The sequence below is a fragment of the Neopusillimonas aromaticivorans genome, assembly GCF_030344915.1.
GTDB classification, from domain to species: domain Bacteria; phylum Pseudomonadota; class Gammaproteobacteria; order Burkholderiales; family Burkholderiaceae_B; genus Neopusillimonas; species Neopusillimonas aromaticivorans.
Window position 1 is genome coordinate 403,724 of record NZ_CP128233.1, and the last position, 21,556, is coordinate 425,279.

At 56.4% G+C, this 21,556-nt stretch carries 30 protein-coding genes and 1 pseudogene; 4 read left to right on the plus strand and 27 right to left on the minus strand.

The features are described 5' to 3' along the window. Positions 1-116: 116 nt before the first annotated feature. From tnpC to N7E01_RS02010, 3 genes and pseudogenes are all read right to left on the minus strand, one after another. A pseudogene (gene tnpC / locus N7E01_RS02000) lies at positions 117-1,684 on the minus strand (IS66 family transposase). A gap of 79 nt (positions 1,685-1,763) precedes the next feature. Continuing rightward, positions 1,764-2,051: an IS66 family insertion sequence element accessory protein TnpB gene (tnpB, locus tag N7E01_RS02005; protein WP_289173404.1), complete on the minus strand. Its 288-nt coding sequence runs from the start codon at positions 2,049-2,051 to the stop codon at positions 1,764-1,766. Positions 2,052-2,091: 40 nt separating this feature from the next. Further along, positions 2,092-2,526: a transposase gene (locus N7E01_RS02010; protein WP_289173498.1), complete on the minus strand. Its 435-nt coding sequence runs from the start codon at positions 2,524-2,526 to the stop codon at positions 2,092-2,094. Positions 2,527-2,627: 101 nt separating this feature from the next. Between N7E01_RS02010 and N7E01_RS02015 the strand changes: the two genes are divergently transcribed. From N7E01_RS02015 to N7E01_RS02030, 4 genes are all read left to right on the plus strand, one after another. Next, positions 2,628-3,749 (plus strand): ISL3 family transposase, encoded by a 1,122-nt coding sequence (locus N7E01_RS02015; RefSeq protein ID WP_289175709.1) that lies wholly within the window; start codon positions 2,628-2,630, stop codon positions 3,747-3,749. 719 nt (positions 3,750-4,468) lie between these two features. Beyond that, the gene (locus N7E01_RS02020; protein WP_289174399.1) at positions 4,469-4,843 is read left to right on the plus strand and encodes a hypothetical protein; all 375 of its coding nucleotides are present in this window, start codon (positions 4,469-4,471) and stop codon (positions 4,841-4,843) included. Positions 4,844-4,848: 5 nt separating this feature from the next. Next, complete coding sequence (locus N7E01_RS02025; RefSeq protein WP_289174401.1) at positions 4,849-5,385, plus strand: hypothetical protein; 537 nt, start codon at positions 4,849-4,851, stop codon at positions 5,383-5,385. Then, a complete protein-coding gene (locus N7E01_RS02030) occupies positions 5,382-5,858 on the plus strand; it encodes a Panacea domain-containing protein (RefSeq protein WP_289174403.1) in 477 nt (158 codons plus the stop codon). The genes N7E01_RS02025 and N7E01_RS02030 overlap by 4 nt, the downstream gene beginning before the upstream one ends. Positions 5,859-6,063: 205 nt before the next feature. Here N7E01_RS02030 and N7E01_RS02035 read toward each other — a convergent pair whose 3' ends face one another. The 24 genes from N7E01_RS02035 to N7E01_RS02150 form a co-directional block, all read right to left on the minus strand. Beyond that, entirely contained in the window at positions 6,064-6,318 is a 255-nt protein-coding gene (locus N7E01_RS02035) for a hypothetical protein (protein WP_289174405.1), read from the minus strand. Further along, a complete protein-coding gene (locus N7E01_RS02040) occupies positions 6,308-6,811 on the minus strand; it encodes a glycoside hydrolase family 108 protein (protein WP_289175710.1) in 504 nt (167 codons plus the stop codon). The genes N7E01_RS02035 and N7E01_RS02040 overlap by 11 nt, the downstream gene beginning before the upstream one ends. A gap of 103 nt (positions 6,812-6,914) precedes the next feature. After that, positions 6,915-7,118, minus strand: a complete 204-nt coding sequence (locus N7E01_RS02045) for a phage holin family protein (protein WP_289175711.1) — start codon at positions 7,116-7,118, stop codon at positions 6,915-6,917. Positions 7,119-7,142: 24 nt separating this feature from the next. Next, positions 7,143-7,529 (minus strand): putative holin, encoded by a 387-nt coding sequence (locus N7E01_RS02050; RefSeq protein WP_289174407.1) that lies wholly within the window; start codon positions 7,527-7,529, stop codon positions 7,143-7,145. A 63-nt stretch (positions 7,530-7,592) separates the two neighbouring features. Further along, a complete protein-coding gene (locus N7E01_RS02055) occupies positions 7,593-7,841 on the minus strand; it encodes a hypothetical protein (RefSeq protein ID WP_289174409.1) in 249 nt (82 codons plus the stop codon). Next, on the minus strand, positions 7,838-8,278 hold the full coding sequence (locus tag N7E01_RS02060) for a hypothetical protein (RefSeq protein ID WP_289174411.1): 441 nt from the start codon (positions 8,276-8,278) through the stop codon (positions 7,838-7,840). Before N7E01_RS02060 ends, N7E01_RS02055 begins: the two co-directional genes overlap by 4 nt. 2 nt (positions 8,279-8,280) lie before the next feature. Further along, a complete protein-coding gene (locus N7E01_RS02065; RefSeq protein WP_289175712.1) occupies positions 8,281-9,651 on the minus strand; it encodes a lactonase family protein in 1,371 nt (456 codons plus the stop codon). A 110-nt stretch (positions 9,652-9,761) separates the two neighbouring features. Beyond that, the gene (locus tag N7E01_RS02070) at positions 9,762-10,223 is read right to left on the minus strand and encodes a hypothetical protein (protein WP_289174413.1); all 462 of its coding nucleotides are present in this window, start codon (positions 10,221-10,223) and stop codon (positions 9,762-9,764) included. 162 nt (positions 10,224-10,385) lie between these two features. Next, positions 10,386-10,676: a hypothetical protein gene (locus N7E01_RS02075; RefSeq protein ID WP_289174415.1), complete on the minus strand. Its 291-nt coding sequence runs from the start codon at positions 10,674-10,676 to the stop codon at positions 10,386-10,388. Beyond that, complete coding sequence (locus N7E01_RS02080; RefSeq protein WP_289174417.1) at positions 10,673-12,229, minus strand: hypothetical protein; 1,557 nt, start codon at positions 12,227-12,229, stop codon at positions 10,673-10,675. The genes N7E01_RS02075 and N7E01_RS02080 overlap by 4 nt, the downstream gene beginning before the upstream one ends. After that, positions 12,148-12,981, minus strand: coding sequence for a hypothetical protein (locus N7E01_RS02085; protein ID WP_289174418.1), 834 nt, complete (start codon positions 12,979-12,981; stop codon positions 12,148-12,150). The genes N7E01_RS02080 and N7E01_RS02085 overlap by 82 nt, the downstream gene beginning before the upstream one ends. Beyond that, positions 12,918-14,591, minus strand: a complete 1,674-nt coding sequence (locus N7E01_RS02090) for a hypothetical protein (RefSeq protein ID WP_289174420.1) — start codon at positions 14,589-14,591, stop codon at positions 12,918-12,920. The genes N7E01_RS02085 and N7E01_RS02090 overlap by 64 nt, the downstream gene beginning before the upstream one ends. Before the next feature lie 26 nt (positions 14,592-14,617). Continuing rightward, entirely contained in the window at positions 14,618-14,905 is a 288-nt protein-coding gene (locus N7E01_RS02095) for a hypothetical protein (protein ID WP_289174422.1), read from the minus strand. Between the two features lie 38 nt (positions 14,906-14,943). Further along, positions 14,944-16,188: a phage tail length tape measure family protein gene (locus tag N7E01_RS02100; protein ID WP_289174424.1), complete on the minus strand. Its 1,245-nt coding sequence runs from the start codon at positions 16,186-16,188 to the stop codon at positions 14,944-14,946. Between the two features lie 461 nt (positions 16,189-16,649). After that, the gene (locus N7E01_RS02105) at positions 16,650-16,946 is read right to left on the minus strand and encodes a DUF1799 domain-containing protein (protein WP_289174426.1); all 297 of its coding nucleotides are present in this window, start codon (positions 16,944-16,946) and stop codon (positions 16,650-16,652) included. A gap of 21 nt (positions 16,947-16,967) precedes the next feature. Continuing rightward, a complete protein-coding gene (locus N7E01_RS02110; protein WP_289174428.1) occupies positions 16,968-17,363 on the minus strand; it encodes a phage tail assembly chaperone in 396 nt (131 codons plus the stop codon). 91 nt (positions 17,364-17,454) lie between these two features. Further along, positions 17,455-18,105: a phage tail tube protein gene (locus N7E01_RS02115; RefSeq protein ID WP_289174430.1), complete on the minus strand. Its 651-nt coding sequence runs from the start codon at positions 18,103-18,105 to the stop codon at positions 17,455-17,457. A gap of 308 nt (positions 18,106-18,413) precedes the next feature. Continuing rightward, on the minus strand, positions 18,414-18,536 hold the full coding sequence (locus N7E01_RS02120; RefSeq protein ID WP_289174432.1) for a hypothetical protein: 123 nt from the start codon (positions 18,534-18,536) through the stop codon (positions 18,414-18,416). Next, a complete protein-coding gene (locus N7E01_RS02125; protein ID WP_289174434.1) occupies positions 18,533-18,961 on the minus strand; it encodes an HK97-gp10 family putative phage morphogenesis protein in 429 nt (142 codons plus the stop codon). Before N7E01_RS02125 ends, N7E01_RS02120 begins: the two co-directional genes overlap by 4 nt. Continuing rightward, complete coding sequence (locus N7E01_RS02130; RefSeq protein WP_289174436.1) at positions 18,958-19,275, minus strand: phage head closure protein; 318 nt, start codon at positions 19,273-19,275, stop codon at positions 18,958-18,960. Before N7E01_RS02130 ends, N7E01_RS02125 begins: the two co-directional genes overlap by 4 nt. Further along, the gene (locus N7E01_RS02135; protein ID WP_289174438.1) at positions 19,272-19,751 is read right to left on the minus strand and encodes a head-tail connector protein; all 480 of its coding nucleotides are present in this window, start codon (positions 19,749-19,751) and stop codon (positions 19,272-19,274) included. Before N7E01_RS02135 ends, N7E01_RS02130 begins: the two co-directional genes overlap by 4 nt. Further along, complete coding sequence (locus N7E01_RS02140) at positions 19,732-19,911, minus strand: hypothetical protein (protein ID WP_289174440.1); 180 nt, start codon at positions 19,909-19,911, stop codon at positions 19,732-19,734. The genes N7E01_RS02135 and N7E01_RS02140 overlap by 20 nt, the downstream gene beginning before the upstream one ends. 2 nt (positions 19,912-19,913) lie before the next feature. Then, on the minus strand, positions 19,914-20,246 hold the full coding sequence (locus tag N7E01_RS02145; protein WP_289174442.1) for a hypothetical protein: 333 nt from the start codon (positions 20,244-20,246) through the stop codon (positions 19,914-19,916). 50 nt (positions 20,247-20,296) lie between these two features. After that, positions 20,297-21,502, minus strand: coding sequence for a phage major capsid protein (locus N7E01_RS02150; RefSeq protein ID WP_289174444.1), 1,206 nt, complete (start codon positions 21,500-21,502; stop codon positions 20,297-20,299). Positions 21,503-21,556: the final 54 nt, after the last annotated feature.

Here is a 21,556-nt window from a genome sequence, read left to right on the forward strand (position 1 = left end):
CACGTTTAATGGAGTGTATGTCGATGTTCCCAATCGATTCTATCCTAGGGATCCCAGGTTTAGTTGTTCAGCAGGTCAACCGTAAGCGTCTGGGGAACTACATTCCCCTCCCTACCTCAAGCGCAAATTTTTTCAGAAACGGCGTCGACGCCGTTAGTCTCAGGTGCCACCCAGTTGTGGGGTAGCAGCTCGTCGATCCGGCTGTTTGGGTGTGTCGGCAGACGCGTGAGCACATCCTTCAGATAGGCATGCGGGTTCAGTCCATTGAGCTTGGCCGATTGAATCAGACTCATAATCGCGGCCGCGCGTTTACCGGCACGCAATGAGCCTGCAAAGAGCCAGTTGGATCTTCCAACGGCCACGGGTCTGATCTGTTGCTCGATATGATTGTTGTCGATTGGGACGAACGGATCGTCCAGATAGCGGGTCAGTGCCGCCCAGCGTTTCAGGCTGTAATCCAGTGCCTTGGCCGTGCCGGTACCATTCAATACCCGCTGGCGTTGGACCAACATCCAGGTGTGCAGGGCATCGGCCAGGGCTTGGCTTTTTCTTGTCGTAGCGCCAGGCGTTGGGCGGGAGACAGGGTCGCTACCTCGCGCTCGATCGCGTAAAGTTCGCCAATCAATTCCAGAGCCCGTTGACCCACAGGGCTCTGGTTGTTCTTGTGCAGGTCGAAGTATTTACGGCGCGCGTGGGCCATACAACCAAGCTCGGTCACCCCTGGCGGAACAAGGCGTTGTAGCCCGAGTAGTCATCAACGACCAGCTGACCTTGCCAATCCCCAGGAACTCGCGGGCATAGAGACCTGCTCGACCCTCATTGAAGTCGTAGATGACGGCCTTCAAGGACTCGAACTTGCCCGGTGCATAGGTCCAGAAATAGGCCTTATGGGTCTTGCCGCTACCGGGCTTGAGCATGCGCACCGGGGTTTCGTCGGCATGGAGGATACGGTGTTGCAAGATACACCGACGCAGGGCGTCGACCAGTGGTTGCAGTTCATGACCGCATTGCCCGACCCATTGGGCCATGCTCGAGCGCGGGATGTGCATGCCGTCGCGCTTGAAGATCGCTTCCTGGCGATACAGGGGTAAATGATCGGCATATTTGGCGATCAGGATCTGGGCCAGCAACCCCACGGCGGCGATGCCTTTGTCGATGATGTACGCGGGCATCGAAGCCTGCGTCATTGACTGGCAGTGTGTACACGCCCAGACCCCACGCACATGACGCTCAACGCTGAAGGTGCCTGGGGTGTAGTCCAGCTTCTCGCTGACGTCTTCACGAATACGCTTGAGCTGGCAGCCACAATCGCAGGTTGTGGACGCCGGTTCATGGTGGATGGTGGTGCGGGGCAACTCGGGCGGCAAGGCCGCACGGCGCGGTTTATCGCGCGGTTCACCCGCAGCAGGCGGGTTTTAAGTTTATTAAGTTCGCGCTCGATGGCCTCAAGGTCTTCGCCCACGGCCTCATCGAACAACAACGCCTGTTCACCGCCCAATTGCTCGCTTTTCTGGCCGAACTTGTGCCGGCGCAAGATGGCAATCTCGTGAGACAACGCCGTGATACGCGCCGCTTTGAACGTGATGTCTTGATCTTTGCGCGCATTGGCCAGCATGAGCTGACGCGCCAGTTCGCGCAACTGGTGCGCGTCTAGCTGGTCAAGGTCATCGGGCGTGTTCGTCATCATGAGGCGTAGTGTTACACAGCGCCTGTGCGCCGGCTATTGGCAACGTCCCCGATTGCAGAATGACGATCTTTTAGGGTTAAACCAGACGGATAATGCCAGCCTCACCGATACGCTGCCAAGGCAAGCCCAGCACCAGGGCATCGAGCTGCTCGTGAGTGAGTGATACGCTGCCATGGCCGTCATTTGACCACATGAAATGGCCTTGATTCAGACGCCGTGCCACCAACCAGACGCCGATGCCGTCATGAACCAATACCTTCATGCGATTGGCCCGTTTGTTGGCAAACACATACGCATGATGCGGATGCGCAGCGCCAAAGACCCGCACAACCCGTGCCAGGGCCGTATCGGCACCGGCCCGCATATCCAGGGCTCAACGGCCATCCAGACCTGGTCGATACGGATCATGCCATCAATTCCCGCAGCACGTGCGCCAGTGCCTGGCTGTTCGAAGACGGCCAATGCAGTGTAATGTTCATCCGCGTTGCGCTCAGCTCGACCCGCACGGTAGCATCAGCCGTTGGGGCACGTTCGTGACGATGCGCTGAGGCGGGCATCAGCAACGAGGTCGACGTTGGCGGCCCCAAAGCAATAAACTCAGGCAATGCCCCCGCAGGTGCTGGCACAGGCACCGGGTCTGTGGGTGCATCGTCAAGGGTATGCAGCCCCAAACGTTCATGCTCAATGACCCATCGACGTAAAAGGTTTGCATTCAAACCGTGATCAAGTGCGATAGCGGCCAGCGAGGCACCGCTGCTTAAGCACTGCTGGACCAGTTCGGCCTTGTACGCAGGGGAGTGTTTGCGGCGCCGACGCCGACCATTAGTATCTTGGTGCATACGTGTCCATGGAAAAATAAATGGACACGTATGCTCTAACACAGCGTCAGCGGATTCAAGATGGGGTTGGCTGAACGCTTACGGTCAACCGGGCACAGGATATTCACGTCTGGGCCAGGCCCAAACGTCGGCCTAGTTGCCTGTACTGTCAGGCGCCTAATCTGCGCATCAAGGCCACGTACCAACGCACACTCAAGCATACGCGACAAGGTAACCAATTGATGGTGCTGCACCTGGCCGTGCCCAAGTACCACTGCACCCAGTGCAACCGGTATTTTCGTCATCGGTTTGCCGGTATTGGCCCGCGTCGACGCGCCACCGAAGCCTACCGGCTCGAGGTGTTCGAAGCCCATGAAGGCGGTGTGAGTCAGCGCAAGTTATCCATCACCCACCAGATAGGCAGTGCCACGGTTGAGCGCTGGTATCAGTCGTTTGTGAAGCAGCGGGTCTCGGAGTTATCAGGCCGGGCGTGTCCGCAGGTGCTGGGCATTGATGAGCACTTCTTTACGCGCAAGCAGGGCTATGCCACCACGCTGGTGGATCTGAAGAACCATAAGGTGTTTGATGTGGTGCTGGGGCGCTCGGAGGCGAGCTTGCGCAGCTATTTAAAGCGTCTTCCCGGGCGTGAGAATGTGCGCGTCATTGTGATGGATCTGTCCGAGACGTATCGCCGGATCGCCCAGCAGTACTTCCCCAATGCCATGATCGTGGCCGACCGCTTCCACGTCGTGCGCCTGGTGAACCAGCACTTTTTGAAGCTGTGGCAGCAGTACGACCCGGAAGGTCGCAAGAACCGCGGGCTGCTCAGTCTGATGCGTCGTCATCACTGGAAGCTCAGTGCGGTACAGAAGGAGAATCTGCGCCAGTATCTGGCCCAAGAGCCGGTACTTCGCGCGCTGTACTTTGCCAAGCAGCAATTGAACGGATTCCTGGTGATGAAAAGCCTGAACAGAAAGCGGGCCCAGAAAATGATGCCTCAGTTCCTGGCCTTGATCGAGCAGTTTGAACAGAGCCCGGCGCGAGCATTGGCCCAAACGCTCAGGGCGTGGCTCGAGCCGATTGTGAGAATGTGGCGCTTTACCAAATCGAACGGCATCACTGAAGGCTTCCATACTAAAATGGAAATGCTCTCACGCCGTGCGTATGGGTTTAGGAACTTTGAGAATTACCGCATACGGGTCTTGGCCCAGTGCGGTTGGAACGGTGTGATTAACCGTGTCTAGTGAATGCGTGTCCCCCGATAATGGGGTAGAGCCTACTTTTTTCCACGAAGCCGAAGGTTGGGAACCTTAGGCATATCAACGCCCTCCTTAGCAACTCTCTTAGAAAGTGACTGTTTAGAAGACATTGATTTACAACTACTTTTTACCAATCAACAACTTAGGTTGCTAATGGCGGAGATGGAGGGATTCGAACCCTTTAACAGGGGAACCAAGGGGAGCTAAGGGCAAACAAATCAAATACTTAGAAATTGCCGATACCCTGAATTACCCCTTGTTTCCCCTCATTCCGCAGTGAATTCCGCAGTAGCAGCGCCCATAAGCCGCTAGTGCAGTGTGAGATTGTAAAGCACCAGCAGCCGTTCTTTAAAAACTGGGTATTGCATTGACGGGTATAACCCGACAGGTATGATCAGATGATTCGCGACAACCAAAGGCCATGCGTATATGGGCACAGAGATCAATCCAGCGTGGATTTCGGCTGCGGCCGCACTTTTAGGAACAATCGTTGGCGGCCTGCTAGCAGTTGGGAAAGATATTTTTCTCGAGCGTAGGAAGCTTGCCAGGCCGGTGCTGCATCCTGTTATGCCGAGCGACCGCATGCGCCAACCTTAGTGGTCCTGAATTTCTACGTTTACGGTTTGGTCTGTGGGTACTCTGGTGTTTATGCCTATCGGATATTGAGTTACGATATGCAACGGAATGTCAGATGAAAAAAACATATGTCAGCTCTAATTCAAGCTCTTCGGGCGGTGTGGATTGGCAATCTGCCTTGGATAATCCCCTTGCTCGTTGCCGCTCTCGGCCTCGCGGGTACTTGGCTTGGCGCTGACCTTTCGGGTATCAAAGCTGCATTTATCAACGGCCAAGAGGATTATTGGGTCATCCTGAAAAGCTACCCATCAATACTCACGACAATTATATTGATCGTGTTGCACGTTGCTGCCGGGGCCCAGCAACATCACGACAGGGAAAAGCTGAAGAAAACAATTCGGGATCAAAACCATCTCATCGAATCACTGCAAAGAGAAGGTGCGACGGACAGGGGAAGCTCTCGGAAGCGGAAGAAACCATCGAGAATCTACGCGCAAGCCTAGAACAAATGCTGTGGGACAATACGTCACAGTACCTTCGTCGATGCGTGCGCAATATGAATTTTACCGCTCAAGAACGAATCTCGGTATATGCCCATGTCGACGGCTGGTTCATTCTTGCAGGAAGATTTTCGCCCGATCCCCAGCGCAATGATCCGCGCCGGAGGAAATTTCCGTTTAACGAGGGTTGCATTGGCAAGGCTTGGAATAGCCCCGAGGCGTGTCACGGAACATTGCCTAATCCGGACAAAAATCTGAGCCACTATGTGAAAATGTCGCAAAGGCGGTTCGATTTACCAGAGTCAGTAGCGCGTGATATCAGAATGAAGAGTCGGCAGTATTACGCTCGGGCTTTACAATCCGATAAAACAGGCACTAGAGTGGGGGTTATTGTTCTAGAGTCCTTGTCAAACTCTTGTTTTAACTCTCAAGAGCTAAATACGTTGATCAGCGGTAAAGAGGAACACTTGGCATCTTTGGTCATGAGCAGTGCTGGTGTAAGCATATTTTTACGCGGATCAAATAGCATAGGGGGTATAACATGAACGAGATACTTCAGGCGATTATTCGTTATTTGTGCCAAGTGTATCCTCACCCTGATGAGCTATCGAACGCCAGAGTGACGAAAATGGTCTATTTAGCCGATTGGGAATACGCCCGGAGATATGGTCGGCAGTTAACAGACATTCATTGGAATTTCAATCACTACGGGCCGTTTGTCAACGACGTGATACAAGCCGCTAATACAGACCCCTTAATGCGGATAGAACAGGCAGTTAATTATTACGGGAGCCCTAAAACTCTGCTGGTTTATTGCGGACCGGAACAGATTCCCGGTGAGCTAGGGGAGCACGCACGGCAGGTTCTTGATGGTGTAATCCACGAAACGGCTGGGCTGACATTTCGGCCTTTTATTGAGCACGTGTACAGCACATATCCGATCAGGACAGCCGACCGTTACGAATATTTGGATCTGGTCCAGTCTGCAGAACAAGAGGGTCGCAGGCGAACTCACTGATTACGCACCGCGCTCGTACTAATCGATCACGTACACCGCCTAGTCTTCGCCAGGCGGTCGTTATCATGTTTTTCGGCCACTCGCTCAAGAACACACCCTCTCCCGCCGGCTGTTGTGCATCACAATCTGACGAGCCAGCCGATCTGACACCACATCAACATCCCGATCGGTCGGCTCCATCACAAACGTATTTTCACAATACGTATCAATCACCCTCGGCGTCAGGCCGCACCCACTTGCGAAGCTCACGACGAACATCACGGTCGTCCATTTGAGAAGTGTGCGTATCGGCTTCATTGATCTTGCTCCGTTGTGTTGAGATGGCTTCGTTGATTTCTTGACGGGTTTCTTGACGCCCCGCTGCCTTGCCCGACTGGCGTATGGCCAGCACCGCAGCAAAGGCCGCGCCGATGGCGGCCAGATACGGCCAAACCTTCCCCCAGATCGCTTTAAGCATCATCCGCTCCATAATCCAGATTTCCCGCCACCCTGTTCATCCAACCCTTACCGAAATCCAACCAGGTCGACAGCCGGGTATAGAACCGAATCCGCTGCCCGTTGAACCGCATCAGAACATCGGTCACCGACATGGCCTGAACCGCCTTGAGCGTCAGAGGCCCGACGTCACCATCATCAGCCACCCGCACCGCACGCTGCAGGATCCTGACCGCGTTCTCGATGCCGTGATTCACCGCCGCATCAAAGACCTGGTACCCAATAGCCCCGTCGTATTGATCAGCACCCGCCCGCAGCCAGAAGTCACGAAAGTAGATCGCCTTGGCCTGCTCGAGCGTCAGATTCTTGATGTCCAGCTCTGGGTAGGTCATGGCCGAAATGCCGTACTTCGTGCCCTTGAGCACGCCAACACCCACACGCCCGCCGGTCCAGTTGCCTTTATCGTTGCGGTGATCAGTGAAGTTGCCTTCGTGCCCGATCAGCCGGTCAAAGGCCAGGGCAAAGTCGGGCTTGCTGCCTGGGGGTGGTGGGGCTGGTGTGTTTTGAGCCGGTTGCGCGGGCTGGACCGGTTGAACAAAAAGGTTTTAAGGAAGTTGAGCATCACACGCACCTCACAATTGCAGCCACATTCCCACGCGCACGCACCACCAGCACGGCAATGACCACCGCAAAGCCAGCCTCCCACGGCGTCACGTTCGAACCATTGAATACCGTGTCTATTACCTGCCCACCCGAGAACACAATCAGCAGGTAAGCCAGCAACGAAACACCGGGCCGGTACCGGCTATCCCCCGGCGGTAGCAGATCAGTCGGCTGGCGGTGACCAGGTTAGCCAGCACGGCCATCATCGTAATTACGGCTGACATGATTACCCCCACGCTTGAAGAACGATGCAAAGTCAAAGCTCTTGATCTTGTCGATCCCGGCCAGGGCACACGTCACGATCACCGCCGACAGACCGAAGGCGGCCAGGGTATGCGACTGCACCCCAGTGTGACGCATGACTTCATCAGCGCCCATGTAGCCCAGCAGGATCGACACAAGCATGTAAACGAGGCGCGTGGGAATCACCAGATCCTTGGCTTGCAATGCAAAGACCACGCCGCCGGCAAAGGCTCCGATCAGAGCATCCCCGTTTACCCCTGGCAGTACCGATGTGATCGCTACAGCCCCGAATGTGGCAGCGGCTGACGCTACGCTTGACGTTGGTTCCATTGGCCCTCCTTTCGGGCAATAAAAAAGCCCCATGAAGAGGCGTAAAAAACCGGCTTGAGCCGGTTATCGTTTGCGGTGCATCTTGACCCACTCTCGGGCTCGCTCGATGTCCTTCTCGTGGGCGCGTCGGCAGTGGTCGCGCTCCCAGGGGCTGAAAAGCCAGTCAATGAAACGCTCTACCCGCCAGCCGCACCTGTGAGCACGGCCAGAGATTGACTCGTTGGCCGTGGTTTCGCGGTGGCGAGGTAGGAGCGTGACGTTCGCCAGCTGGCTCAAGGCATCGCCGATCTTGATGAGGCGCGGGGTGTTCACAGCGTCACCGCCAGCCGGAAAAGATCATCAAGCCCTTCTTCGGTGCCGCCCATTTGCGCCCACATGGCCTGCAAGAAGGCGTTGCCTCGGTCCCATGTATCCGCTTCGTACTCGATCTGTGCGGCACGGCGCTGGGCAGGGTCGGGGATAGCGGCGATGGCGTCCTCGACATCATCCAGTAGGTCGTTTTGCAGCAGGGCCAATCGACCTTGGCGGCGGGTGCAGGATTGTGGGACGGGGGCGGGCGGTGCGGGAGGCGCAGGCGGGCGCTCTGGCAAAATTTCCCAACCGCTGCCCGTCCATCGGGCAACCTGCGGATTGTCAGTGCTAGGTGGCGCACCGCTGATAACCGCCCCTTCCGGCAGCCTACTGTACGGATCAACCTGCTCAGATCGAACATAAATTTGCTGGCTATCAATAATGTGGACAGTAATCATATCTATGCCTTCAAATAAGCTGGTACGGGAGATTCAACAAGCGGCATCCTGAATTGTGTCGTGCTGTCTGCCACCTGTCCGTAAATCGTAATAAACGGCGATGTTGTATGGGCTACAGCAAGATAAACCCCATCCGGGCTGAACGCGCAGCCGCTGGCAGCGTTCGCAGGCAATGCTGATGGGTCGGAGAGTTTAGTAAACGTATCGCCAGTGCGCTTGTAAATCGTTATGAACGGTGTTGTGTTATGAGCCACAGCAAGATAATTGCCGTCTGGGCTGAACGCGCAACCGTTGGCAGCGTTCGCAGGCAATGCTGATGGGTCGGAGAGTTTAGTAAACGTATCGCCAGTGCGCTTGTAAATCGTTATGAACGGTGTTGTGTTATGAGCCACAGCAAGATAATTGCCGTCTGGGCTGAATGCGCAACCTTGGGCATTGCCCGCAGGCAGTGCTGATGGATTGGAGAGTTTAGTAAACGTATCGCCGGATCGTTTGTAGATCGTTATGAATGGTGTTGCATCATGAGCCACAGCAAGATAATTGCCGTCTGGGCTGAACGCGCAACCGTTGGCATTGCCCGCAGGCAGTGCTGATGGGTCTGCGAGTTTGGTAAACGTATCGCCAGATCGTTTGTAAATCGTAATAAACGGCGTTATTAGATGAGCCACAGCAAGATAAACCCCATCCGGGCTGAATGCGCAACCTTGGGCATTGCCCGCAGGCAGTGCAGATGGGTCGGAGAGTTTGGTAAACGCATCACCTGAACGTTTGTAAATCGTGATAAACGGCGTTATTAGATGAGCCACAGCCAGATAATTACCGTCTGCGCTGAATGCGCAGCCTTGGGCAGCGCTAGCAGGCAATGCTGATGGGTCGGAGAGTTTAGTAAACGTATCGCCAGTGCGCTTGTAAATCGTTATGAACGGTGTTGTGTTATGAGCCACAGCAAGATAATTGCCGTCTGGGCTGAATGCGCAACCTTGGGCATTGCCCGCAGCCAACGCTGATGGGTCGGAGAGTTTGGTAGTTGGCGCGACAAAACCAAAACCTGACGCAAGCGCCCCAAGAGCCGCATAGGCCGATTTAAGGTAAACCCCGCCGTCACAAGGAACCCAATCGGGAACGCCAATTGGCCGGAGCGTTTGCAGCATATCCCCAGAGGAAACATTCTGCATAACAGCCCAATCTGCTGATACTCCCGGCTCTGATAATGCAACGTTTGGTATATCGTTGAGCAGTTGCCAGAACGACCCATTGTGATAAACACTAACCGGGACTGTCAGCGCCCCGGCAAGCGTACTCCAGCTGCCAGCGAAGTTTGCCGAGGCTGATATTACAGGGCCGATTGCTGCCGCTGTCTGAATGTCTGGCATCACATCATCAAGTGCCGATGAAAACGCTGGCAATTGTGTGCCGAAAAACGTATCAACTTCATCCCGGAATGTCGGGCTATTCCGGTCAAGCGAAGGTAAAACGGGGATTGTCATACAAGGCCCTCAATTTCAAGTGAACAGTAATAAACGGACGGATAGGCCACGTCTACATCAAAAGAAGCGATACCGAAAGCAATCAAGCCAGCGAACCGCTGTTGTGCTGAAGGAGCGTAAAGGCAAGGCGTCGCCCTGAACTGGGCAAGTTGCCGGTAAACCATGTTGAAACGGTGAGGTTCAAGAATCGTGCGCAAAGAAAGCCGCTTGCTGTACTCGCCCTCGACAAACTCAACCGTGCCGAATCGCTCGTCGCGCTTTTTGAGCGACCAGTCGTCAATGGACGCCTTCACGCCCCACTCGGCCCCGCCGACCTCAAAGGGCTTGCCGATAACCAACATGCCGATGCCTATCGCGCCGCTGCCGGTCAGCTTGACGGTGATCGTGGCTGATGGCCACTGCTGGGGCAGGTCCATGAGTACGGTTTCTGTTTCCAGCTGCAAGTCTGCAAAAACCAATCGAACACCGAGTCAATCGGAGTCGAGTCAAGGTCTATAGCGCGCGTGCAGACCACGCTGGCACCCTGCTGCATCGTGACCTCGACATGCGACACCCCTCAAGCTCAAGCAAACCGAGAGTACCGATACTGCTGCCAGGGGCCAGAGTGACAGTGATCTCATCTACCGCTGTCGTGACCGTCCCCAGGCGCGAATCGAACATGGCCCATCGGTTTTCAGCACCCAGATCGATCCATTTTGGTGTTTCGCCGCCGGTGGCGCTTTCTGGCGGCGTGGCATCTTGACCCCGGCCACCGACTCATACAGGTGATGATTCGGGCGAAGCACTACTTGCCCTGTCGTGTAAGTGGTCGCAGCCACCCACAGCGGCGTAGTATCGGCAGGCACACTGCTCGACACCAGACGAGCGTCGGTGATCTGGATGGGCTTTGTCACTGTCAGTGGGCTTGTCATGCTTGCACCTTGATCCCGGTTGCGCTGATACGGCGCAGTTCGCGGGCCGTTTCGCCGGTGTTGCTGGCCACCGTTGCGTTGGCGGCACGAAGATCAGCCCGTAGGCCTTCGATCTCGCTGTTGAGGCGTTTGATTTCCGTGGACATTTCTCTCATAGGGTTGCTTTGCTCGATCTGGCGCAGGTTGTTCACCGCCACCGCAAAATCACGGCGGTACTGGATTTCGTCGCGACTGTCGGCGGAACGCTCCAAAAAGTTTCGAGTAACGCGACTCAAGTCGCCCGAAGCGTCCGTATCACCTCCCATCGCCCGGCGCATTACCTCGTCGTACTGCCGCTGTGCTTCGGTGTACTGCTGGCCGAACGACAGAGTGGTGAGATCGCGGTCGAGCAGCAGATCGTCGGCCAGCGACTTGGCTGCATTGCGCAGCCGGTCAAAGGACGCCGTGACCTGCTCTGTAGCCCGAGCCGTATCCTCAAACACATCAAGCGAATAGTTGAACAGCGCGGCGTACTGCCCCTCATCGACCCGGCCCTGACCCAAGGCGTCTGAAATGCGGATAAATGCGCTTTCCCAGCTTGTCGGATCGAACGCCCGAATGCCGTCGACCAGCAAAGCCATATCCCGCAGCTCGGCCCCGCCCACGCCGGCGAAGGCCGCGTCTTTGGCGAGTGCTTCAGCCGCTTTACGTGCATCTGCCGTGGTCAGCACGCTAGAGGCAATACCTGCTGCCTGCGCGATAAGTGACGCTTCGCCGGTGCGTTTGCTGTAGTCGCCTGCCGCCTGAGCGGATTCACCGAACGCGCTCACCCACGAGTTCATGCGGCCAATCGCTGCCGTGACTTTGTTGATCGGCTCCTCGGTTTTCTCAAGCTCCTGCGCCATTTTGCGAAGCTCACCGAAGTAATGATCAATGCTGCGTGCGCCCGCCATCGCAACTTCATGCGCCGCCGACTCGATTCGGGCCAACTGCGCTTCGGTATCGCCCAGCAATTCGACTGCGGTGGGCATCGCGCGATTCAGTGCGTCAACTGCCGCGTCGAACTGATCTGCTGTGATCTGCCCGGACTGCATACGTCCTGTGAGTTTGTCCAGCGCGTTGCCGTAGGCCACCACATCAGCACCAAACTGCATACCCATGCCGGCCACCCAGCCGGCTTGACTCACAAAGCCCGCCTGCTGCTGCGCGTAACGAATACCCGCAAGCCCTGCCCCCTGCGAGGCGAACTGCTCGTACACGTCTTGCTGTGCCACGCCCAACATCGCTTGATAAACCGAGTCGCGCACGGCATAGCCCATGTCGCCGGATGCCTCGACCACAGCGTTGGTAAGCGCCTGAGCAAGCGGCCCGACAACAGGACCGTATTCGCCCAGGTTGGGCGACAGGTCACGCAATGCAGCGCCAGCGTTTTCAATGCGTAAGGCGTTGGCCGAAACGTCGTCCGATAGATCGCGCGCGATACGCATCTGCATCACGCCATACTCGTAGTTAAACCCGGCTGCGGTGGTGCCGGCCTCCCATCGGGGCTGGTCATACTCGACGCCGCCCGCCATGTATTTGCCGGTCGGGTTCGATAAGGCGCGCTCAATCGTTGCGCCCAGCAGCCCCGCAGCGTCGCCGGCAGACAGCAGTGTGGCACGAAGCTCCTCAAAGGCTTTGCACCTTCTTCGTATGCCTTCAAAGACGCCTCAAAAGCCTCGCGCTCGGCCTGCTCGATAGCGCGACGGGCGGCAATCACATCCCGACGCTCGGAGCTGGCACGTTGCTGCGCTTCCATCGCAGCCACCGCCTGCCCAGCATACGTCGCCAACTCAGCAAACGCCCCCGAGGACTGGATCAGCATGGTGTAGGCTTTTTGCCCGGCCTCCGTATTCAAGTCCTGCGCTTCGACAAGTGCCCGGTACGCCGCCTTCATGTCGTCGACCGAGCCAACCATTTCAGGCAGCTCAACCCCCACGCCGCTCAGTGTCTTGCCCAGATTGCCGATGGCTGTTTCGTACCGCTCGGCTTCCGAATAGAAGTTCTCGTAGTAGGTATTCAGGCCGCCCATCAAGCCCTCAAGCCCGCCGCTCAATTGCAGCAGGCTTGCAGCCGCGCCGAATGACAAGTCGCTTAACTGCTCAAACGGCAACGCCTTAGCCGCTTCGCGGAACTGATCAACGCCCTGAATGACTGCATTGAATTGCTCAGTCAATGCCTGAGCGCCCGCAGCATCCAGAGCGCGAACGTCAACCCCTCGGATCATGTCAGCCAGCAGCCCCGGCAAACTATCCACCTGCGTCTGGAAGGCCTGCAGAATCGACAACTGAATGTCCGTCTGCAAGCGTGGCAACATTTCCTCTTCGGACCAGCCCCGAAGCCGTACTTGGTCCGGTCGCCACCATAGCTCATCAGCCCGAACTCGATTGCCTGAGCGTTATCCACGATCAACGTCCCACCAGAGGCAACACCGTTACGGTCGCCCTGCAGGCTGGAGTTCGTTGTGGCGTAGAAGTATTCGATGGCCGCATTGACCCCAAGCTTACCGAACGTGGCGTTGGCCGAATCGACTGCGCTGCGAGCGTACTGCGTAATGGCGTCACCGGTGCCTGCGGGCTGGCGACTATCTCTAAACTTCATGCCCCAGTTATCGCCGGACATTTCGGCCCATTCCCACTGGCCGTGTCGCGTTGTAGGCTTGCCACCAATGCCAACCATGTCGAAAATCTTGGCGGTCAAACTTGCGCCCGTCAGTACGTTAGCGATTCGGTCGCTCACGCCAACTTTGGTCAGTAGCTCAGTGCCGTATTTTTCAACAGCGTATCCAGGGTAGTAAAACGCCTGTTCTTTCTCAAGATCCTTGCTCGAATAGCCCTCACTAAACGCACTGTTAGCCAGACTCATTCCCAAGCCAATCCAACCAACTACCGGGACAGCCGCCGCAGCTTTTGCACCAAGTCCTGCTGCCCCACTGCTTTGCGCCGACAGCATCGCCCCGATAGCATCACCGCCAGCCACCGCCGCAGTGTTGCCTGCTGCCACCGCAGAAGGCCCAATCGTGCCGCCAAAGCCAGCCGCGAAATTCGACAGCATGGTTGAGCCAAGCGTTTCACCAGCCCAACTCATACCGTTTGCCATCGTGCTTGTTATGCCGCCTGTGAACGCGCCGTATGCGGTTTTTGCAGCAGACGCCATATTCATCAAGTTGAACCCGCTTGACATGATGCCCCCGCCGCCTTCGGCAGGGTTGCTCACCCCAAACATGCCCCCCAGCGAATTGGTCACCGCGCCCTGAATCGAATTCATCACCGGATTGATCAGTACGCGAAGGGTCAGCGTCTTGAACAGATCCTTTACCAAGTCACGGCCTGACTTGCCGCCTTCGAATATGGCGTCGGTGAGGGATTGGCTGACTTGCTGGAAGATCTGGCCAACGTCTTTTTCCCACTGTTCCCATTCCTTGAGCTGAAGGTCGAGCGCTTCTTTCGTGCGCATGTTGCCCATCAGCTCGCGGCGTGCTGCGATTTCTTCACGAAGACCAGCCAAGACAACCTCGTTGGCCCCCTTGCTTTCTTCAATAGCCAGTCGTTCTTCAAGGCGTGCAATCGTCAGTTCTTCAATGGCGTACTTGCCAAGCCCGTAGGTTTCAATCTGGTCTTTCAGCGATTGGTTTTGCTTGCGTACCGATTCTGTTGTCTGTGCCTGGCTCTTGAGCTGGCGGTCCAGTTCGTCATTGGCGCGTTTGGCGGCGCCGGCCCTTTCAGATTCTGCCTTCAGTTCCTGAAGCTTCGCTTTTGTCTTGGCGTCGGTCGTCAGCTTGAGCTTTTCACCGTACTCAATCGCCTTGACTTCGTATTCGTTCAACGAGGCATAAGCGGAGCCGGACGCCAGCAGGGCCTGTGCGCGGAGTTCTTCAGCCTGGATTGATGCCCGCAAACGGGCCAGCTCGGTGTCGGTTGCCCTTATGCCGCCTGATTTTTCTTTTCTTCAAACTGCTTGTCGATATTCAGCAGCTTTGTTTTGTGGGCAGCGTAGATCTGCTCATATTCTTGGCTATCCGTAGCGATACCGGCGACTGCCTTCTTGAACGCCTCGGTTTCTTCTTTTATGGCAGCGAGGCGTTGCTGGGTCTGCGTTTGCCGGCCTGAATCACCGAGATATTTATCGCGGTATTGCGAAGCCTCAATACTCGCCCGGTTGCTGTCGCGAATGAATTTATCAAGTTCGGCCGCGCTCTTTTCAACCGCCATCTTTTCTTCAAGACGCGCGATTTCAATATCAAGCTCTTTTACCCGCCGGGGTTGCCAAGATAGATGCTTTGGCCAGCGGCTTGCTCACGCTGCGCTTTCAGCGCAGCTATTTGATCCGCAAGAGTATTTCGGCCGATCGCCAACATTGCGTCGCCAGCTTCACCGATACGTTTTGTGACGGCCCGCCACGCCTGCTCAATGTAGCCGACCTGCTCAACAATTTTCGGTCCTCGATCATCCATGGAATCGGCAAAAGTACGCTGGGCCAACTCCGCCGCTTCGGTCGTGCGCCCTGACTCCTCAAGCGCCTTGATCTGCTCGTAAACCGATGCGGTAAGGTAGTTCATGCTCTCATTGAGCTTGAGCGAAGCTGCAACGGGCGCTTTGCCCAAGGCCTCAAACTGTTTGACGGTATCTGATACGGCAGTGCCTGTCGCATCTTCCCATTTGATGGCCGCAAGAGCGAATTCCTGAAAATTCTTGGATGCAATACCAGCAGCGCCCGCGAACTGATTCAGTGCCTGGGACGCATTGCGCTGGGTGCCGTACACTGCATCCATGCTTTGAGCCATGGTTGCCAGCTGGCTTGCTGTCACACCCGCGCGGTTGCCTGTTGTGATCAGCGTCTTTTCAAACGCTTCGGACTCGGACGCGCCAGCGCGATAGGCCATGTAAAGACCGGCGGCAGCGCCGGCGGCTACCGTAAATGGGTTGACGAGCCCAAGCGCAGCGCTGCTGAGCGCCTTAGCGGCGGGCACGATGCCGCCGAACATGTCTTTAAGCTGACCGCCTTGCTGAAGAAGCACGGTCATAGGGGCTTGGCCGCCCTGAAGAGACACAATGATGTCGGTCATCTGGGCCGGGACACCACGCAGCGCTGCGGCGGTTTGCTTTGCCGACAGTCCATACTGGTCCAGCTGCTTGCCTCCAGTGCCGAGCGCAGCCTCAAGCTCCCTGAGCGTTTTGAGGCCGGGCTCCAGCTTCGAGACATCAAGCCCTTGGGCGATAGCTTTGTTGGCAATTTCGCCAGCCCGACCAGTACCTTCAAGCGCAGCCTGGACAGCGGCTGTTCTGCGCCGGATTTCCGCCTCAAAGCGTCCGTAAGCGCGAGCAGCGTTATCTGCGCCTTTGCCTATACCTTCAGTGCTCTTGGATGCCTTTTCGCCAGATCTGACGGTCGACTGGGCCATCTTTTCGGCACCACGCTCCACCTTGGCGAAGGTTTCTTCGACGTTGGTTGAATCGCCAACAATCGAAACCTTAATATCTGACTGATCACTCATTTTCGGCACCAATAAAAAAGCCACCCGAAGGTGGCTCGTGACACTTAAAACCGCCCAAAGGCGATCAAAAACATAAACATTCTGTACGTTCCGGCCTGCTTAAATCAGCGCCTAGTCCGTAATGATTGACATAGGCGCGGGTGGGTTCTGCGTTCCAATCCGGTCAGTCACAAGAATATTTGACCCGTCACGTTTCCAGCAAACCAGGCCGTCCCGTCCTGAGCCGGCTGACCCAGGCTGCCTAATTTCCACGGTATTCCACCCTGGCAGGCCCCGCCTATCGCAGATGGTCTCTCGATAAATGCATATTCTGTCCCAGCATCTACTCTCAGGACCCCCGTGTATGCGCTTGATCCGCTATCTGAGCATGCGGCAAGAAATGCTAGCGCCGCCAAAATAAAGCCCCTCATACCCCCTCCGTAACAAGTAACGAATCGATACCGTACCACAGAGGGGATGCCTCACACCTTCTCGTTCATCGCCCGGATCGCCTCGACTTCCATCATCAGCAGATCATCCAGCAGTTGCTCATACTCATCGTCCGTCAGTTGCATGCGGTTAATGAACACCGGCAGGGCCGACATATTCAGGCCGACCCGGGCCGCCCCGCCCAGCCCCGAAACCCAATTCCATTGGCTTTCAAAGCGCCGGAAAATCAGGTACGTCCTGAAGTTTTCCGGCCATACCTCAAACACTTCTCCAAAGTCCTCAGGGAGTATCCCGCCGCCTCCATTTTTCGGCTGACGGGAATTTCTCATACAGGGCGAAGGCGATTTCCTTCAGTTTCCCAAGCGGCCTTGACGAGCAGCGGCAAAGAAGGCTTCCAGCAGCGCAGTCGTCGCCGCAGGGATCTCATCGTCCAGCTGCTGCAAGTTCTCTTTGGTGAGATCTTCATCCAGATCCCAGCTGTCGATCACACGCATCAGCAGGTCAGCGTTGTGCTCTTTGGTCAGTTCCAGGATGGCCTTCAGACCGCCTTCGGTATCCGCAGATGCCTCGCTACCCTTGGCGCGGGCCTTGGCCGCCAGTTCATCGACCAGGGCACCCGATTCGGTCTTGGTGAAGTATTTGAAGGCAGCCTCGATCTGGCCTTCTGTGCCGTCAGGCAGTGTCAGCTTTACCGAAAAGGGCTTGAATGCTTTGGGGCGGGAACCGAGTTTGATTTTGTTTGCCATGATGTGTAATCCTTATTGAGCAGAAAAAGAACCCAACGGGAGCGACCCGAAGGGTGAAAAAGGCCCGCAAGCGCGGGCCTCATGGCAACCGTTAGGCGGCCTGGTAGCGGGTGATGCGGCCGTTGCCGTTGATGGCAACGCTGTTGACCATGATCGAACCATCGGACATGCGCACGTTCTCGTTCAGCGCAACACGGCACGGCGTGAAGATCAGCGAGCCGTTTTTCAGCGCTTTTTTCAGCACAGTGTCTGTCTGAACTTCGCTTAACGAGACCAGGGCGGCATAGCTTTGCTTGCCGAACTCGTCGGCGTCGATATCGAACGTTTCCGTGATAGCCGTGAAACCGTCGTTGATGTTTTCTTCAACGTCAGACTCCAGGAACTTGACCGTGACGTTCTTCGCCTCGCCGCCAGAGTTGTTCGGGTTCAGAATCTTATTGATCTGCTGAAAGGTGGTGACCTTGCGAGCCGTGCCGCCACCCGAGCCGGTAGGAAAGAATTCCAGGTTCGTGGTGTCGATCCCTTCGGCCACGAAATTGTCGGCCGTCATGCTTTTGACGCGCACAACGCGACGGTTAAGACGACCCCAGCCGGAATAGAGCTGGATAATGTCGCCAACAGCGAAGCCGTGCGCAGTAGCGGAAACAACCGCCTCGACCGCGTTGGAAATGCCGGTTACCGTCTTGGATGGGCCAAAGGCGGTGGCCACCGAAAAGATGGTGCCGGTAGGTACTGATGCCATAGTGATTCCCCTAAAAAAGGACGAAAAAAACCCGCGTGAAAGCGGGTGGATTGCGCCCTCGCGGGCAATAAAAAAGCGCCCCTATCGAGGCGCCCAAATATCAAATCGTTGGATTGAGCCGCACAGTTTGGTGTCGGGCTCGTAGGTTGTTATTGCGGCGGCCATCGGCCGGCCTTGGATTGTGGATGCCGTTCTGATGGCGTCCTCGATCTGGGCGGCCAGCGTATCGGCTGTGGTCGGGTCATTCGCCCAAACGCTCACCTGGATGGCGGCATTTGCCTTGTCTGGAATAGCGTCATCCACATAATTCAACGCACGCCCCCGATCGGGTAATACGTGACGTAAGGGCGGGCCAGTCCAATTGGTGCCGCGCCTTGCAGGTACACACGCGGGCACAGGCCCTTCAGGATTGCGACCAGTTTTGCCTTCATGATTCAGCCATCCGTTGTGCAAATGCGATTTCCATTGCATCCAGCGCAGCCGCCGAAAGCTCGACCCGGGCCTTGCCCAAGAATGAATGCGGTGCCGAGTGGCTGGTACCGAACTCAACCATGAAACCGTAAGGTACTTTTTGATGGTTCCAGGCTACGTGGTAGGTTGCTCGGGTATCGCTGCTGTTGTCCTTAGAAAACACCTGATAGATGGCATCGCGCAAACTTCCAGGGCTATACGGGCCATAAACCTGATTGGTCCCATGAAACATGTGCGGGCGCCGAGAAACCGGCACATTGAGTCGAGCGCCAGCATAGATGACCTGGGCCCCTGCTTGCGTCATTGCTCGGGTAGCGCCATGAACCTTCTCTTTTGATTCCTGGATCTTCGCGCGAAACGAAGTCAGGTCAACGTCCACTTTCACGAGACCACCTCACACACCAGATCCAGATATTCACGCCGTTGCTCGTCAGGCAAGACCGCATGGATTTCATACACCGTCGCGCCATATTTGACCCGCATACCAGCATCAATGCCGGTGCGGTACCGGATGCGAATAGAAACCTTGGCCATCGAGGTTTCAGCCCCGCCCTTAATCGCCTCAGACCCGCTGAGGTAACGAATATTGGCCCAGACGGTTGCTACGGTTTCAGGAGCCGCAGAGGGAAAGCCGACGTCGTCGGTTCCAGAGCCTTTGCGCTCGATGGTGACGCGCCGGTTAAGTTGGCCAGCTCTCATGGCATCTGCACCATGCGGTAACTGCGCAGCAACTCAGGAACGCCAGTGGGCAACGCTGCGACGGACACCCCAACAACATCAGCCTCACGATTGGCAAACAGGTTGCCCAGTGTGAGCAGCATGGCGGCGCGAATGGTACCGTCAACCACAATGCCGTTCATGGTTCGCTTGGCCAGCAGCTGCACATCCGCAAAGCGTTTGTCAGCCAGATCCATCATTGCCTGACGTTGAGCGGGGTTTTCAACCAGGGCAGCAGCATCAGCAGCGGCAACGTAGGCTTCATAGGCTTCACCAAGGGTTTCAGCCAGCGCATCCTGCGCGTCAGTCAGCGCCTTCTGATCCTCGAACACCGCCCGGTTCAGGTGAGCGACAACGTACCCCTGAGCCGCATCAATGTAGGGCGTCAGCTGCTCGGCTGGATAGCCGGGCTCCAGCCGGCAGTGGCTGCGGACCTCATCAAGCGCCAGGATTGCCATCGTTTACGGCCTTTTGTTTGCGTTCGGGCTTGTCTGCCGCAACAGCGCCAACGTCCATGGCTGCAAATTCCAATTCAGGCGGGCACTCATCACCTACAGCGAACTGAGTCGGGTAGAGATCGCCCTGCTTGCAACCTTTAAATGGTTGGATGAACTTCATGATTAGCCCCCAGCCGCATCTTCAAGCGCCTTGATACGTGCCGACAAAGCAATGGCAAGCGCCTGAATGTCAGCCGCAGCAGCAAGGCCAGAAGCCGCATCCTCTACAACCGCGTGATCGTGGGTAACGACAGCCGCATCAATGGCGGTACGTGCGGCTTCCTTGTCAGCCCCGGCAGCGATAACAGCTGGTTTGCTCGGGAGGTTCGCCCATGTCACCGCGCTTAAATTTGCCACGCCGTCGATGTCGCCACCCGCTTCAACGACAATCTTGCCGCCGCTGGCAACAACCAACTCATCGCCGCCCTGCTTGAAATAAATCTTCGTGTTTTGCATTTCCATACCCCAGAAAGAAGAAGGCCCGCTACATGAGCGGGCCAGATTGGTTAGGCGGCTACGTTCAGGGCACGCAGGCACTCGGGGTTGACCACACCGCCACCAACACGCTTGGTCGTGTAGAACAAAACGTATGGCTTCTTGGTGTAAGGATCACGCAGCACGCGAACGCCCACACGATCAACGATCAAGTAGCCCTGGCGGAAGTCGCCGAACATGATGGGCTTGGCGCCAGCAGCGACATCAGGCATGTCTGGCACTTCAGTAACTGCAAACCCCGCCAAGGTTGAAGGCTGGCCAGCAAGGTACGAAGGTTGCCAGAGATATGTGCCGGAACCGTCTTTCAGCTTACGAGCCGCTGCCATCGTCTTGCGGTTCATAATGAAACGCGCATTGCCGGTGAAAGCGCTGGGCAAGTCATACACCAGATCAATGATGCCGTCGGCTGTCAAGAGGTTGGCATTACCCGATTTCACCAGCGTGATAGCGCCGAAGGGGTGTTTTGCCGCGTTAGTAGCCCCAGTAACGTAGGTCAGGATGCCGAAGGGTTTGTTTGTGCCGTTGCCAGACACAAAGGCGGTGCCTTCCTGTTTGGCAAACTCGGTTTGCACTTCACCGGCCAGCCACTGCTCAAGGTTGATTTCCGAATCATCCAGAATCTGCTGAGTGGCAGCAGGGTTGGCGTAAATCTCACCTGTCGTGATGGTCAGAGGCGCAAACTCGCTCGTTGCGGTTTCGGCCCGAGCGTCAGCCTCACCCACCCAGCCAGAGGCTGTGCCACCCACGTTGAACAGCTTGGTATAGGCGTTTTTGCTGGTTTGAACAACGCTGGCAATCTGACGCATGGGCGAAACGAGCACCAGTTTGTCGGTGATGGTGCGATCCCACTCAGTCGGGGTCAGATAGCCGCCCTCATCGTCAGCGCCCTTGTTCAAAGCGGCTTGAATCTCACCTTTTTTCATGTGAGCGGCAAAAGCGTCGGAGTATTCCGCGTCTTTCACCCCGGGCTTGCCGCTCATGCCGGCAGCAGCTTTAACGTGCGCGTCTTCGATTTCCTTCTGGTGGCGGTCGAGATCAGCTTCGATTTTCTCGAACTTGGCCTGAAACTCCGAAGTGGCATTGCCTTTCTTCATGGCTTCGATTTCGGCCTGGTGGGTAGCCTTGAAGGCCTCAAAGGCCTGGCCAAGCTGTTCGATGCTGGCTTTGACATCAGTCTCAGCGCGAACCGACACGATGCCGCGCGGCACAAAGCCCATAGCAGAAGGCGTAAAAAAGCCGCAAGTGCGGCCAATGTTGATTTGTTCATGATG